8 protein-coding genes are annotated in these 13,058 nt (G+C 63.9%); 6 read left to right on the top strand and 2 right to left on the bottom strand.

Translation table 11 applies throughout. The annotated features are described in order from the left end of the window. Positions 1–304: 304 nt before the first annotated feature. The 3 genes from D7S86_RS15285 to D7S86_RS15275 all read left to right on the top strand — a co-directional run bounded on the left by D7S86_RS15285 (position 305) and on the right by D7S86_RS15275 (position 5,846). Positions 305–1,873 (top strand): CHASE2 domain-containing protein, encoded by a 1,569-nt coding sequence (locus D7S86_RS15285; RefSeq protein ID WP_158601969.1) that lies wholly within the window; start codon positions 305–307, stop codon positions 1,871–1,873. 76 nt (positions 1,874–1,949) lie between these two features. Then, positions 1,950–2,813 (top strand): hypothetical protein, encoded by an 864-nt coding sequence (locus tag D7S86_RS15280; protein ID WP_121087710.1) that lies wholly within the window; start codon positions 1,950–1,952, stop codon positions 2,811–2,813. A gap of 63 nt (positions 2,814–2,876) precedes the next feature. Next, complete coding sequence (locus D7S86_RS15275; RefSeq protein WP_121087709.1) at positions 2,877–5,846, top strand: caspase family protein; 2,970 nt, start codon at positions 2,877–2,879, stop codon at positions 5,844–5,846. A gap of 72 nt (positions 5,847–5,918) precedes the next feature. Here D7S86_RS15275 and D7S86_RS15270 read toward each other — a convergent pair whose 3' ends face one another. Both D7S86_RS15270 and D7S86_RS15265 read right to left on the bottom strand, forming a co-directional pair. Then, positions 5,919–6,902 (bottom strand): aldo/keto reductase, encoded by a 984-nt coding sequence (locus tag D7S86_RS15270; RefSeq protein ID WP_121087708.1) that lies wholly within the window; start codon positions 6,900–6,902, stop codon positions 5,919–5,921. Positions 6,903–7,064: 162 nt separating this feature from the next. Further along, a complete protein-coding gene (locus D7S86_RS15265) occupies positions 7,065–8,111 on the bottom strand; it encodes a helix-turn-helix domain-containing protein (protein ID WP_121087707.1) in 1,047 nt (348 codons plus the stop codon). Positions 8,112–8,348: 237 nt separating this feature from the next. Between D7S86_RS15265 and D7S86_RS15260 the strand changes: the two genes are divergently transcribed. From D7S86_RS15260 to D7S86_RS15250, 3 genes are all read left to right on the top strand, one after another. After that, positions 8,349–9,593, top strand: a complete 1,245-nt coding sequence (locus D7S86_RS15260; RefSeq protein ID WP_121087706.1) for a DUF1479 domain-containing protein — start codon at positions 8,349–8,351, stop codon at positions 9,591–9,593. Between the two features lie 52 nt (positions 9,594–9,645). Further along, entirely contained in the window at positions 9,646–10,074 is a 429-nt protein-coding gene (locus tag D7S86_RS15255) for an SgcJ/EcaC family oxidoreductase (RefSeq protein WP_121087705.1), read from the top strand. Positions 10,075–10,408: 334 nt separating this feature from the next. After that, positions 10,409–13,036, top strand: coding sequence for an autotransporter family protein (locus tag D7S86_RS15250; RefSeq protein WP_158601968.1), 2,628 nt, complete (start codon positions 10,409–10,411; stop codon positions 13,034–13,036). Positions 13,037–13,058 lie beyond the last annotated feature (22 nt).

The raw sequence follows: 13,058 nt of genomic DNA, 5'->3' as shown, positions 1-13,058 counted from the left end.
GTCGCCGAACCCTCGAATTGTGTGCTGCCGTACGGACGGAGCGCGGCCCGGATGTGGATGATTTGCCGTGCCGTACGCAAGCCGCAATTCAGTTCCCTCGCCCTTCCAGACTCATCCGTGACATTCAGGCCTGGTCCTTGATCCGCGCGGTGCGCGCGTAACGCGATGGACGCTCGAGTCGGAAGTGACCGATAACGCCGCTCGCAGCATCGACAATCGCGCTCGCAACTCGATGATCCACGTTCGAAAATACTCCGTCGACGCGCTCCGGAAAACGTGGAACCCCCTCGCCGCGCAGTGGCGGGTGCGTCCCAGATGGGTCCGCCGATGGCTGATCAACATCGTGATCGGCGGCCTGATCGAATTGCTCATTCACTTCGCGGGTCATACGCTCGAATTCGGTCCCATCGTCGCGTTCGAAAACTGGGGACTCGACACGATCAACAGAATGACCGTGAGCCTCTGCGACTCGACCCGCGCGTGTTCGACGCGCGTGCCCGAATTCAAACCGCCCGTGCTCATCGACATCGATGAACAAACGTGGCGCAGCGCGGCGTGGGACGGCGGCGAGCCCGATCGCGCGCCGCGTCGCCCCCTTTTCACGCTGATCGACCGCGCTTTCGCGGCCGGCGCGGCGCAAGTCGTGCTCGACGTCGCGATCGAAGATCGAAACATCAGAGACGATGCACCGGGCGCATCCGCAGACCGGCGGCGCATCAACGCCGCCGACGACAACGACTTTGCGAACGCATTGGAAACACTGCTCGCCAAGCCCTACTTCGAGCACGGCAAGAGACTCATCCTGGTTCGAGGCGAGCGCACGCCGCTACCGGGCGATGACGCGGCGTTCTTGCCGGAACAGAAGCAGGCCCGCGAGGTCGACAAGGTCATTCGGCAATCAGGCGGCAGGATCGTCGCGGCGGCGCCTTACTTCGAGGTGGCAAGCGACCGGATTCTGCGCGATTGGGATCTCTTCCGAGTCGTATGCGATCGACCCGCCGGAACAGGCGCCGAAGGCCAAGCGCGTGTGGTGCCATCCGTGCAACTGCTGACCGCGGCCACGTTCTTCAACGTCGATCAGGCTGCCGTCGATCCCGGCGCCGTCGGGTCGTGCCTGCCGTTTCCCGCGCAAGGCGAAAGCGGCTTCGATACCTACGAACTCGAAGGCCGCACCCACTATCTCCAAGCCCAGTTGGGCCGCGACGAGCACGCCATTCAAGCGTGTGCGTCATCGCACACCGAGCACGAGTGCGAGGGTATTGAACGACGCTACTGGAGCGACGTTCAAGCGGCGTTCGCGCAACGCCAAGTTCGGCTCGGCGGTCTGCCTCATGAGGAAGGCGTCAGCAATCGAATCATCTTTCGGTACACACCGGACCGCGTCGACACGATACCGGCGCGCACGGTACTCGGCGCGCCGCCGGAAGACAATGCGCTGCTCAAGGATGTCGTCGACGGTCGTATCGTCGTCATCGGTCAGACGTTTGCCGAAGCCGGCGATGTCTACCCGACGCCGCTCGGACGCATGCCGGGAGCCGTCGTCCTCGTGAATGCCATCGATTCCATGGCGCAGCAGCGTTTTTTGAGTCCGCCGTCTCGATGGCTGGTCTTCCTGGCGACCTTCTTGACGGTCGTCGCGGTGGGTTTCATTTCGGCTCGAACGCAATGGGCGCTGACGACGACTGCGGCGACGCTCTTCGTGATCGCGACCTCGGGCATCGGCAGTTTCGTGCTGTTTTCGCACGGCGTCTGGCTCGATTTTTCGGCGCCGATCATCGGCATTCAGGTCGAGCGATGGATCGAATCGATCAAGGAGCGCATCGAGCTTCACCGCTTCGAGAAACTTCATGCCGAGTCAGGCGAGCACCATTGAAGATCGCACGGGCAAAGACATCCCTTGGGGAGGCACCATGAACCCTCGCACGGCACGAAACAGGTCGCTCGACACTATGCGCGCTTGGACGGGCTTGCTCGCGCTCTGTCCCGTCCTGTGCCAGGCCGCCACGTTCGCGGCATTCATCCAACCGGACCCCGCGACGTCGAAAATCCCCTATGAGGCCGTCACGATCGCGCGCAAGGACAGCGCCGTCGATTCGCGGCAGCCCATCCAGGCATGCGATCGCATTCGCTTCGTCACGACGCAAACGCAATATGGCGTCGTCTATGTGACCACGCTAAGAGGCGGCAAGAACTTCAAGCTCGATGCGAGCCATCCGTTCGTCGACATCTCGTGTGTCGAGCCCGGCATCGGCGATCTTCCTGGGCGTTCGTGGAAAGACATCTCGGGCGGCGACCGCGCGACCTACTCGATCGCGGCCATGTCGCGCGGCGATCAATTGAGCGTCCCCATTTTGACCAGCGAGCAATCGAATCTCGTAGCCGCGCCGAAGCGTTCGATTTTTATCGAATGGTCGGGGGGAACGCCGCCGTATCGCGTGGTCCTCAGGAATTCGAATACGGGCGCGATCATCACATCGGTCGACAACGTGACCGAACATGCCGCGCGCACGCCGCCCGTCGATCTGGCGCCGGGCCAATACAGCTTGTCGGTGTTCAACACGCCGGCCGATGGCGCGGTCGCCGAGATCCGGGAGAACAACTTGTTCGTCGTCCCGTCCGATCAGTTGCCACCTCCGCCCCGAGCGCTCGCGGACGCGAAACTCGACGAGACCGACAAAGCGCTGCTTTACGTGTACTACCTCGAAGGTTTCGGCGACGGGCGCTGGGCATTTGAAGCGATGCAGCGCGCGACGGCGATCATGCCGCCGTCCTCCGGATCGAAAGACTGGCTTGCTCAATACGGCGGCGATTAGACCGATCGCGGCGATGCGCGCACATCGCATCGTCTCGATCGGACACCATCCACGGAGGATGTGATGCGGCTTGCTTCGCGTTGGATCGTTTCGGCAGCACTGATATGGGCTTCGCTGCTTGGCGCATGCCTCGCTTCGGCGGCGGCGCTGCCCACTTCGCCCCTCTTGCGGCTCGAACCCGGCGAGCATACGGGCAATGTCCGCAACATCGCGACAGACGCCCAAGGGCGCTGGATCGTCACGGCCTCGCAAGACAAGACCGCGCGCATCTGGGACGCAAGCGACGGACATCTCGTGCGGACCTTGCGCATCCCCATCGGCGAGGGCTACGAGGGGCAACTCGACGCGCTCGCCGTATCTCCGGATGGAAATACGATCGCGGTCGGCGGGATCACGACGCAATTCACGACGTCGCTGTTCGGAATCGGCTCCGCGGACATGACCCTCTACCTGTTCGATCGCGCGAGCGGAAGACTGGTGCGCCGTCTGACCGATATCCCGCACACGATCATCGACGCGGCTTTCTCGCCCGATGGACGCCTGCTCGCTGCCGTGACGGGCAAAGGCGTCTATGTGTTCTCGGTGGCCGACGGGACGCTGATCGCACGCGATCTGGACTACGGCGGTCCGAGCTATTCCGTGGACTTCAGCCGCGACGACCGTATGGTCACGAGCAGTTGGGACGGTTCGATCCGTCTCTATGGCTTCGACGGCGCACACTTCACGCTCGTCGCCAAGCAAGCCGCGCCGGGCGGCAAGAAGCCGGGCATCACGCATTTCTCGCCCGACGGTTCGCGCATCGCATTCGGCTATCTCGACACGCTGGCCGTCAGCCTGCTCGATGGCCACACGCTGGCGTCGCGAGGCTCGGCGGACACCTCGGGCATCATCCCGAACAATCACGTCGGACTGTTTGCCGTTGCGTGGTCGCGCGACGGATCGACGTTGTATGCGGCCGCAGACGCCAAGAAGATCGTCAACGGCAAGGAAGTCCATGTCATTCGTCGATGGGGTGCGGGCGGCACCGGGCCCGGACAAGACCTCGTCGTGCCCGCCGGCAATATCACCTATCTCGCGACGCTGCCGGACCGCCGGCTCGCGTTCTCAAGCGGAGAGGCGTCGTGGGGCATGCTCAACGGCAACGGCAGCATGCAGTACTTTCATACGCCGCCGATCGTCAACTTTCGCGGCACGCAGGATCATTTGACCGTCTCCGCGGACGGCACGCGGATCGGATTCTGCCCCGCGCCTTCGTGCGCCACGCTCGCGTCGTTCAGTGTCCTGAGCGCTGAGCTCAAAGCCGCCGATACCGCCGGCCTCATGCCGCCGCGCACGAGCGCGCCGGGCATCGCCGTCGCCGGGCTCAACACGTCTTACGATCCGGCCACGCTGAACGGATCGCCGCTCTACTCAGGCCAGGACTATTCGACCAGTCTCGCGATCACGCCGAACGGCGACGGCTTCGCGCTCGGCGCCGAGCTTTGGATCCGGATGTTCGACCGCAAAGGGACCGAGCGTTGGAAGCGCCCGTCGTATAGCGGCACATTTGCCGTCAACGTCTCGCAAGACGGCCGATGGGTCATCGCCGCGTACGGTGACGGGACGATCCGTTGGCATCGCGCATCGGACGGCGTCGAGGAATTGGCGTTCTATGCACACCCAGACGGAAAACGATGGGTCGCGTGGACCCCGGCGGGCTACTACACGTCGAGTCCGGGCGCCGAGGATTTGATCGGCTGGCATGTCAATCGCAGCGTCGATCAGCCTGCGGATTTCTTTCCGATCGGTCAGTTCCGCGAGCTGTTCTATCGTCCCGACGTCATCGCCAAGGTCATCGAAACGACCGACGAATCCGAAGCGGTCAAAGAGGCCAACAACGCGGCAAGCCGGCGCGAGCCCACCGTGCCCGTCACGCAGGTTTTGCCGCCCGTGGTCGAGGTCGTCTCCGCGCCGCAGCAGTTCGCGAGCCTGACGCTCGACGTGCAAATCAAAATCCATACCCCGCAAGATGCGCCCGTGACCGGCACGCGCGTGCTCGTCAACGGCGAGATCATGGCGACGCCGCGTTCAGGCGAAGCCATGCAGCAAGACGGTTCTCAGACGTTGACGCTCGCCTTGCCGCCGAAGGACAGCGACGTCGTCATCTATGCGGACAACAAGAACGGACGCAGCGCCCCTGCACCGTTCAGCTTGCGATGGGCCGGCGGCAACAAGGCATTTGATCCGGGCCAACAAGGCAGCCGCAAAGTCGATAAACCGAAGTTATGGCTGCTCGCCGTCGGGGTCTCCGCATACCGCAATCCTCACATCCCTCAGCTCCACTATGCGAGCGACGACGCAAAAGCCTTTGCGCAGATCCTGGAGGCCCAGCAAGGCAAGGCGTATCGCGCGGTCGACGCGCGTGTGCTGACCGATGACCAGGCCACGCGCGCGAGCGTGCTCGCGGGCCTCGACTGGCTGAGAAGCAATGTCGGCGCGGGCGATATCGGCATCGTGTTTCTCTCGGGCCACGGATTCACGATGGCGACCGACCACCGGTACTACTACGCATCCGTCGACGTGCAACCCGACAAACTCACCGATACGGGCGTCCCCTATTCCGCGATCCAGCAAGCGCTCACGGACTTCAACGGTCGAGGGGACGGCACCCATGCGGTCTTTTTCATCGACACGTGCCATGCGGGCGACGCGACGGGCGTGTCGATCGACGCGTCGATCAAGGCGAGCAACGGCGACGACCTCGCCGGTCAATTGACGCGCACCGACAACCAAGTGCTCGTCTTCGCGAGCAGCAAGGGAAGCCAGCCGTCATGGGAAGATCCGGACTCGCATCACGGCGCCTTCACCGAAGCCATCATCGAGGGACTGGGCGACAAGTGGGACGCGGATCCGCGCAAGACCGGGCACGTGACCTACAAGAATCTCGACGCGTGGATCTCGTATCAGGTGCCGCTGTTGACGCAAGGCAGGCAAACGCCGCGGCTCCTGGTGCCGCCGGGCGGCGTCGATGACTTCGTGCTGGTCTCGAAGTAAGGCCCCGATTCCGGCGCATGGCATGCGCGCCGACACGTCGGCTCGCGCAGGCCATGCGGCCCCGCGTTCGGACTAACGATCGACGCGTTGCTGCATCTGCGCCGGATAGCGATCGCCGACGATCCGGATCTCGCGCAACGCGGACTCGATCGCGCTCAGATCGTCGGACGACAACGCGACCGCGGCCGCCCCGACGTTTTCTTTAAGACGATGCAATTTCGTCGTCCCCGGAATCGGCACGATCGAAGGGTGCTGCGCAAGCAGCCAGGCCAGCGCGATTTGCGCGCGCGTCACGCCATGACCGTCGGCAATCTCGCCGAGCACGTCGACGAGCGCCGCGTTCGCCTTGCGATTCGCTTCGCTGAAGCGCGGCACGATGCTGCGAAAATCGCTCGCGCCGAACGACGTGCTCGCATCGATCGCGCCCGTCAGAAAGCCCTTGCCGAGCGGACTGAACGGCACGAAACCGATACCGAGCTCCTTGAGCGTCGGCAGCACCGACTGCTCCGGCTCGCGCCACCATAGCGAATATTCGCTTTGCAGCGCCGCGACGGGCTGCACCGCATGCGCGCGGCGTATCGTCCGCTCGCCCGCTTCCGACAAGCCGAAATGCTTGACCTTGCCTGCGTGGATCAGATCCTTGACGGTGCCCGCGACCTCTTCGATCGGCACGTTCGGATCGACGCGATGCTGGTAGAGCAGATCGATGCGATCGGTCCCGAGCCGCTTCAACGAGGCATCCACGACCGCGCGGATCCGTTCGGGCCGACTGTCCATCGGCTTCCTCGCATCGCCGTCCTCGAAACCGAACTTCGTCGCAATGACGATCTCGTCGCGAAACGGCGCGACAGCTTCGCCCACGAGAGTTTCATTCGCGAACGGGCCATAGCACTCCGCGGTGTCGAAGAACGTGACCCCCGCTTCGAACGCCGAGCGGATCAGCGCGATACCGGCCTCCTTCTCGACAGCCGGGCCGAAGCCGAAACTGAGCCCCATGCAACCGAGGCCGATCGCCGATACCTCAAGTCCGCCCTTTCCCAACGTGCGCTTTTGCATTGCATCACTCCTTCGATCACCGTGCGGCATGTGAAACCTTCAATCTAGTGTGCCGCGCGCCATTCAACAATGCGCATGAAATGAGATGCACTTATGAGCGCCGTTCAACAATGCAAAAAAGGCCGAGGAGTCCGAGTGCACGGTCTTCGTCGAGATCGCGCATCAGCGCGGCTTCTGCGCGGCGGCTCGCGTTTTGAGCGCGCTCGCGGATCGGACCCGAGCCGCCGACCCGGATGGACTTGCAGGCTTCGGCGCGCGCGAACGCGCGGGCTTCGGCGCGGATGCGTGCTCGAGCGAGCGCGGGCGCTGCGTCAGTTCGGGGACGGCTTCATCCTGTCGCGCGCCGCGCGGAAACTGCGCGCGGAACTGCGACGGCGTCATCTTGCGAAGCGCCTTGAATTGCCGATTGAAATTCGCCACGTTCGGAAATCCCGAGCGCGCGGCAATCACGGAAACCGGCAATACGGTATTGGATAGCAAACGACACGCATGCCCGATCCGGATGCGCGCGATATAGCGCCCGACGCTTTCCCCGATGTGATGCTCGAAGTATCGCGACAGCGAGCGCTCCGACACGTTTGCCGCATCGCATAGATCGGACACGCGCAACGCTTCGGCGAACCGCGTCTCGATCGTCGCGAGCACGCGCGCGAAGCGCTCGGGTTCGTGCCCCGTCGGGCCGCGATCCTCTTGCCGGAACGATGACGGCGAGGCGAGCGGATCGCCCGGCGCATCCGCGAGATCGCAGAGAATATCGAGCGCCGCCGCGAGACGCCGTCGCGCGTCGTCCGACAACAAACGATCGAGCCGGCTTTGCACGAGCGCGCTCGCGCTCGCATCGAACGCGAGCCCGCACGCCGCGCGGCGCAGCAGCTTGCGCAGCGCCGCATACTCGGGACAGCAATCCGCGAGACGCCGCGCCCACTCCCCTTGAAACCAGATCACGATCGCCACTTGCTGCGCCGAGGGATCGATCGACCGATTCGACGCCCATGTATGCGGCAAATCGGGCGGCACGAGCACGAGATCGTTCGCGTGATACTCGCCGATCGAATCGCCGATATAGCGCTTGCCCTGACTATTGAGCGTCAGCGTCAATTCGTATTCGGGGTGGTGATGCCATTCGAACGGAATGCGCGGCAAGCGCCGATGGTAAACCCTGACCGAGCAGTGGTCGCCGAATTCGACATGTTCGTATGCGGGCTTCATAAGCGGCGAATCGTCTGAATGCGCGGGCTAAATAAGTAGACTCACTAAGCGGACCCAATAAGCGGACTCAATAAGCGCGCTAAACGAGCGGACGGAACAAGCGTGCCGAACATGCGAACCGGGTCCGTGGACATCATGGCCGAATCTGCATCAATAATGGCGCAATAGTATCACCGCGCGATTCGAGCCCGGCCTATGCTTCGCATCACCCACATCGGTGTTTGAGAGAGAGAGACAATGGCACTCGTCATCCATGATCTGCCGGCCGCGATCCGGCAAGCCAAGCAAGACCTTCGCAAGCGTCTGCCCAATTACCGCGAGGTGTTCCTCGACGTCGAAAAGGCCATCGTCGACGAAGCGAACGCCATTGCCGCGCTGCGCGACCGCGGCGCATCCGTGATCCCCGAAATTCAGTTCGCCGATATCGCGCAAGGCCGCGTGTCGCAGGACACGATCGCGCTTGTCAAAACGCGCGGCGCGTGCGTGATCCGAAACGTCTTCGATCGCACGATCGTCGAAGGCTGGGATGCCGAAATCGCCGAATACGTCGACAAAAACAATCTCGACAAGCGGCTCGAACATCGCGCCGAGGACAAATATTTCGGCCAGCTCAAATCGAGCAAGCCGCAGATCTTCGGCGTCTATTGGTCCCGCCCGCAAGTGCTCGCGCGCGAGTCGGCCGAGCTCACGACGGCCCGTGTGTTTCTGAATCGCCTCTGGAAAACGCAAAGCGAAGGCCGCGTTCACTTCGATCCCGATCACGTGCCCGTCTATGCGGACCGCATGCGTCGCCGGCCGCCGGGTTCGGAATCGCTGGGACTTTCCGCGCATTGCGACGGCGGCTCGGTCGAGCGCTGGATCGAGACGAATTTCCGCAATGTCTATCGCCATGTGTTCAACGGCGACTGGCGCGCCTACGATCCGTTCGACGCCGCCTATCGAACCGAAGTCGAGGAAATCGCCTCGCCGGCCGTGTGTTCGATGTTCCGCACATTCCAGGGCTGGACCGCGCTCACGCCGCAAGGCCCCGGGGACGGCACGCTTCAACTCGTGCCGATCGCGAATTCGATGGCGTATATCCTGCTGCGCGCGTTGCAGGACGACGTGCCCGAAGACGATCTGTGCGGGGCGATGCCGGGTCGCGCGCTGTCGATCAAGCCCGAATATCACGCGCCGCTGTTCGACGCGCTATCGTCGATTCCGAAGATGAACGCGGGCGATACGGTGTTCTGGCATTCGGACGTGATCCACGCCGTCGAAGACGAGCACAAGGGCGCCGGATACAGCAACGTGATGTATATCGGCTCGGTGCCGAGCTGCGCGAAGAACGATGCCTATCTGCGTCGTCAATTGCCGAGTTTCCTTGAAGGCACGAGCCCGCCCGACTTCGCGCCCGACAACTTCGAGGTCGACTTTATCGGGCGCGCGACGGCGGCCGATCTCAGCGACATGGGCCGCACGCAAATGGGCTTCGGACTTTAAATACGCTTCGGGCGATAAGATACGGGATCGTCCTCGTGCCGACGGATCGCCCATGACCGACATCATCGAACCGCAAGACGCACCGCACGCGTTCCAGGCGGCCTGGAACGCGCACGATATGTACGCGCTCGGCGCACTGTTCCATGAAGACGCGACATTCGTGAACCGATTCGGACACTACGTGCGCGGTGCCGATGAGATCGTCAAGCTGCATGCCCCGATTCACGCGACGATCTACAGCGACTCGACCCTCGACAACACGCTGATCGACGTCGTCGCGATCGGCGACGACGCGGCGATCGTCCATTTCTGGAGCCGCCTCTCGTCGGGCGTCGCGCACCCGGCCGGCCCGCACGCCGTCGACACGTTGATACTCGCCGTCCTCACGCGACATCGCAATGCGTGGCGCTTCAAAGCCCTCGAAAACGTCACCTTGACGAATCCCCGCACGGGCGAGCCCGTCTTGCGCGACCGTTCCTGACGTCGCGATCGCCGACTCGTTGCAAGCCGCGCAGCCTCCCTCTCGCCTCCGCGCATGAACGCGCATCCGAACTAATTTCGGATAGACGCCGAAATTTGCGCGCAAGTAATCTCCGCGGTAACAGTTGGAAACGGCCCCTCGCGACTTCGCACGCCTGATCGCGCGCCTCGCCATGACCGCTCGGCATCCCGATGCCGAGCGCGTATGCGCACGCGCCGAGCCTGATCGAATCGCCTGTTCTCCGCGTTCAGCCCGTTCAAACGCGTCTCCGGAAAAACTGGTGCCCGGACGTTCGGCGTCTTCATACGCACCAGAGCAACAACGGGGAAACGCTGTGAATCATGTCTATCGCGTCGTCTGGAATACGGCCCGCCATCTCTTTCAAGTCGCGGCCGAAGTCGGCGTCGCGCGTGCGGGTACCGCATCGACGCGCACGGCCGCCGGCGGCACCGGCGTGCGGGCCGATCGCGTCCTTCGCGTGCACCCCATCGCGCTGGCCGCCGCGTTGATGTCGATCGGCGCACCCGCGTTCGCGGATACCGCGGTCATCCTCAACGGCGGCACGTCGCTCGATTCGGCAACCCCAAGCACGACGACGGACTACACCTGGACAACGACAGACCTGACGATCAACACGGGGAGCACCATCGCGCCGACCGATGCCGACGCCGTCGATATCTTCGACAGCCTCACCTCGTTCACGAACAACGGCACGCTGACCGGTGCGGCCGGACCCGATGCCGCGGGCGCCGGGCTCTACCTCTACGGCGTGAGTGTCGGAACGATCTCTAACGCCGGGACGATCGGCGGCGCCTTCGGGATCATGCTCGACAACGATAACGGCGCGACGGCCGGCAGCACGGTCGGCACCCTGACGAATGCGGCGGGCGCCACGATCTCGGGCACGAACGACGGGATCGGCGTCATCCAGGGGTCGACGCTCACGACATTGAACAACAGCGGCACGATCAGCGCGACATACAACGGCGTGATCGCGGACTCCAACGGTTCGATCGGCACGCTCAACAACCTCACGGGCGGCGTGATCAGCGCTCAGGAAGCGGTGAGCGCCAACGACGGCGCGACGATCGGCGCGATTCACAACGCGGGCGTCATCCGGGGATCGGGATCCGCGATCGTGGGCGGCGTCGGCTCGACGATCGGCACGATCACGAATACCGGATCGATCGAAGGGAACGTGACGATCGACACCGGCGACCTCACGATCGAGGGCGGCACGGGTACGACGTTCGGAACCTTGACCGGCTACGGCACCGGGACCATCGGCCGGATCGTCACCGCGGCGGGCAACGTCGACTTCACCGGCGGCAACCTGCTCCTGAACGACACGATCCAGGTCAGCTCCGGCTACGGCGTCGTCAACTCGGGCGCCGTCCTTCAGGTCAATCAAGCGATTTCGATCACCGGCGACTACACGCAGCTCGCCGGCACGACATTGCAGATCGGCGTGTCCGATTCCGCGAACGCGGGAGGAACGCTCTCGGATACGGGTTACGGACGACTCGTCGTGTCCGGCAACGCGGAACTCGATCCAGGTTCGAACGTCACGCTCACGCGCACCGGCACGAGCTACGCGTTTGCGTCCGGACAGCGCTACGTCGTCGTCGATGCGGCGACGGCCGACTATAACGTCGACGCACTCAATTACTCGGCGACCGGTTTCACCGGGACGATCACGGGCAGCGAATCCGACTCGGCGGGCCATGACGATCTCGTCGTATCGCTGGGTTCGGGCACGTCGACGTCGATCCCGAGCACAAGGGCGACGCTGCCGAACGCGATCGCCTCGCTCGACGGTCTGGCGCGATACGCGGGCGTCAGCGATGCCGCGCTGCTGAATCTCTACAACGCGTCGATGGCGCTCGACAGCACGGCCGCCTCCAATCGCGCGGGCAAACAGCTCGGGCCCGTGCAGCCGCTCACGCTCGCCACGAGTGCCGAAGCGCCGACGTTCGACACGATGGGCATCCTGTTCAATCGCGTCGATGCGATGCGCGAGTCCGACGCGGGCAATACGGCGGTCTCGTCGCTATCGGACAGCTCAAGCGGCTCAAGCGGCGCAGGCGGCTCGGGCATCTCGACGGGTGACGTCGCGCCTGCGTACGGCGTCTGGGGTCAGGCCTACGGCGGTCATGCATCGCAGGGCGCGCGCGACGGCCTCGACGGTTACGACGCGAACTACGGCGGCATGATCATCGGCGCCGATCGCAAGATCGACGACCAATGGACCGCGGGCGGCGCGTTGACGTTCAACAACACCATCGTCAACGGCAATGACGACGCGGCGGGCACGTCGACGCATATCAATGCATACGGTTTGCTCGGCTATGCGTCGTATCGCGGTTCACCGTGGTATGTGAACGTCTCCGCGGGCGCGATGAGTCAACACTACGACACGACGCGTCTGATCGATTTCCCGGGATTCAACGGCACGGCGTTCGGCGTATTCGGCGGTCAGCAATACGCGGCTCGCGCCGAGTTCGGCTATCCGCTCGCGCTCGCCGGTTTCGACGTCACGCCGCGTGCGAGTCTGACCTACAGCTATCTGCATCAGGACAACTACACGGAGAGCGGCGGCAACGGTGCGGCGCTCGCCGTCGATGCGACGCACGGCACGACCGTACGCAGCGCGATCGGCGTCGATATCGCGAAGCCCGTCAGCATCGGTCACAACGACCTGCTGCCGTCGATCGAGGTGCGCTGGATCCACGAGTACGACCACTCGCGCTTCCAGACGACGTCGAGCTTCGCCGGCGACCCGACGGGTGCAACGGCGTTCACGACTTTCGGACAGCGCCCTGTGTCGGACCTCGCCGATGTGTCGGTCGGCGTCACGCTGCTGCATGCGCGGCTGCTCGACATCAGCGCGCGGTACGAGCTTCAGGCCGGCGGCGGATTCGTGTCGCAGACCGGCAGCCTGCGCTTGCAGCACGCGTTCTGATCGGCGACACCGTTCAATTGCT

Origin of the sequence: Pararobbsia silviterrae, assembly GCF_003628125.1 — a bacterium.
Taxonomy (GTDB): domain Bacteria; phylum Pseudomonadota; class Gammaproteobacteria; order Burkholderiales; family Burkholderiaceae; genus Pararobbsia; species Pararobbsia silviterrae.
The sequence above is the reverse complement of the archived record's forward strand: the minus strand, read 5'-3'. Positions and strand labels throughout refer to the sequence as shown.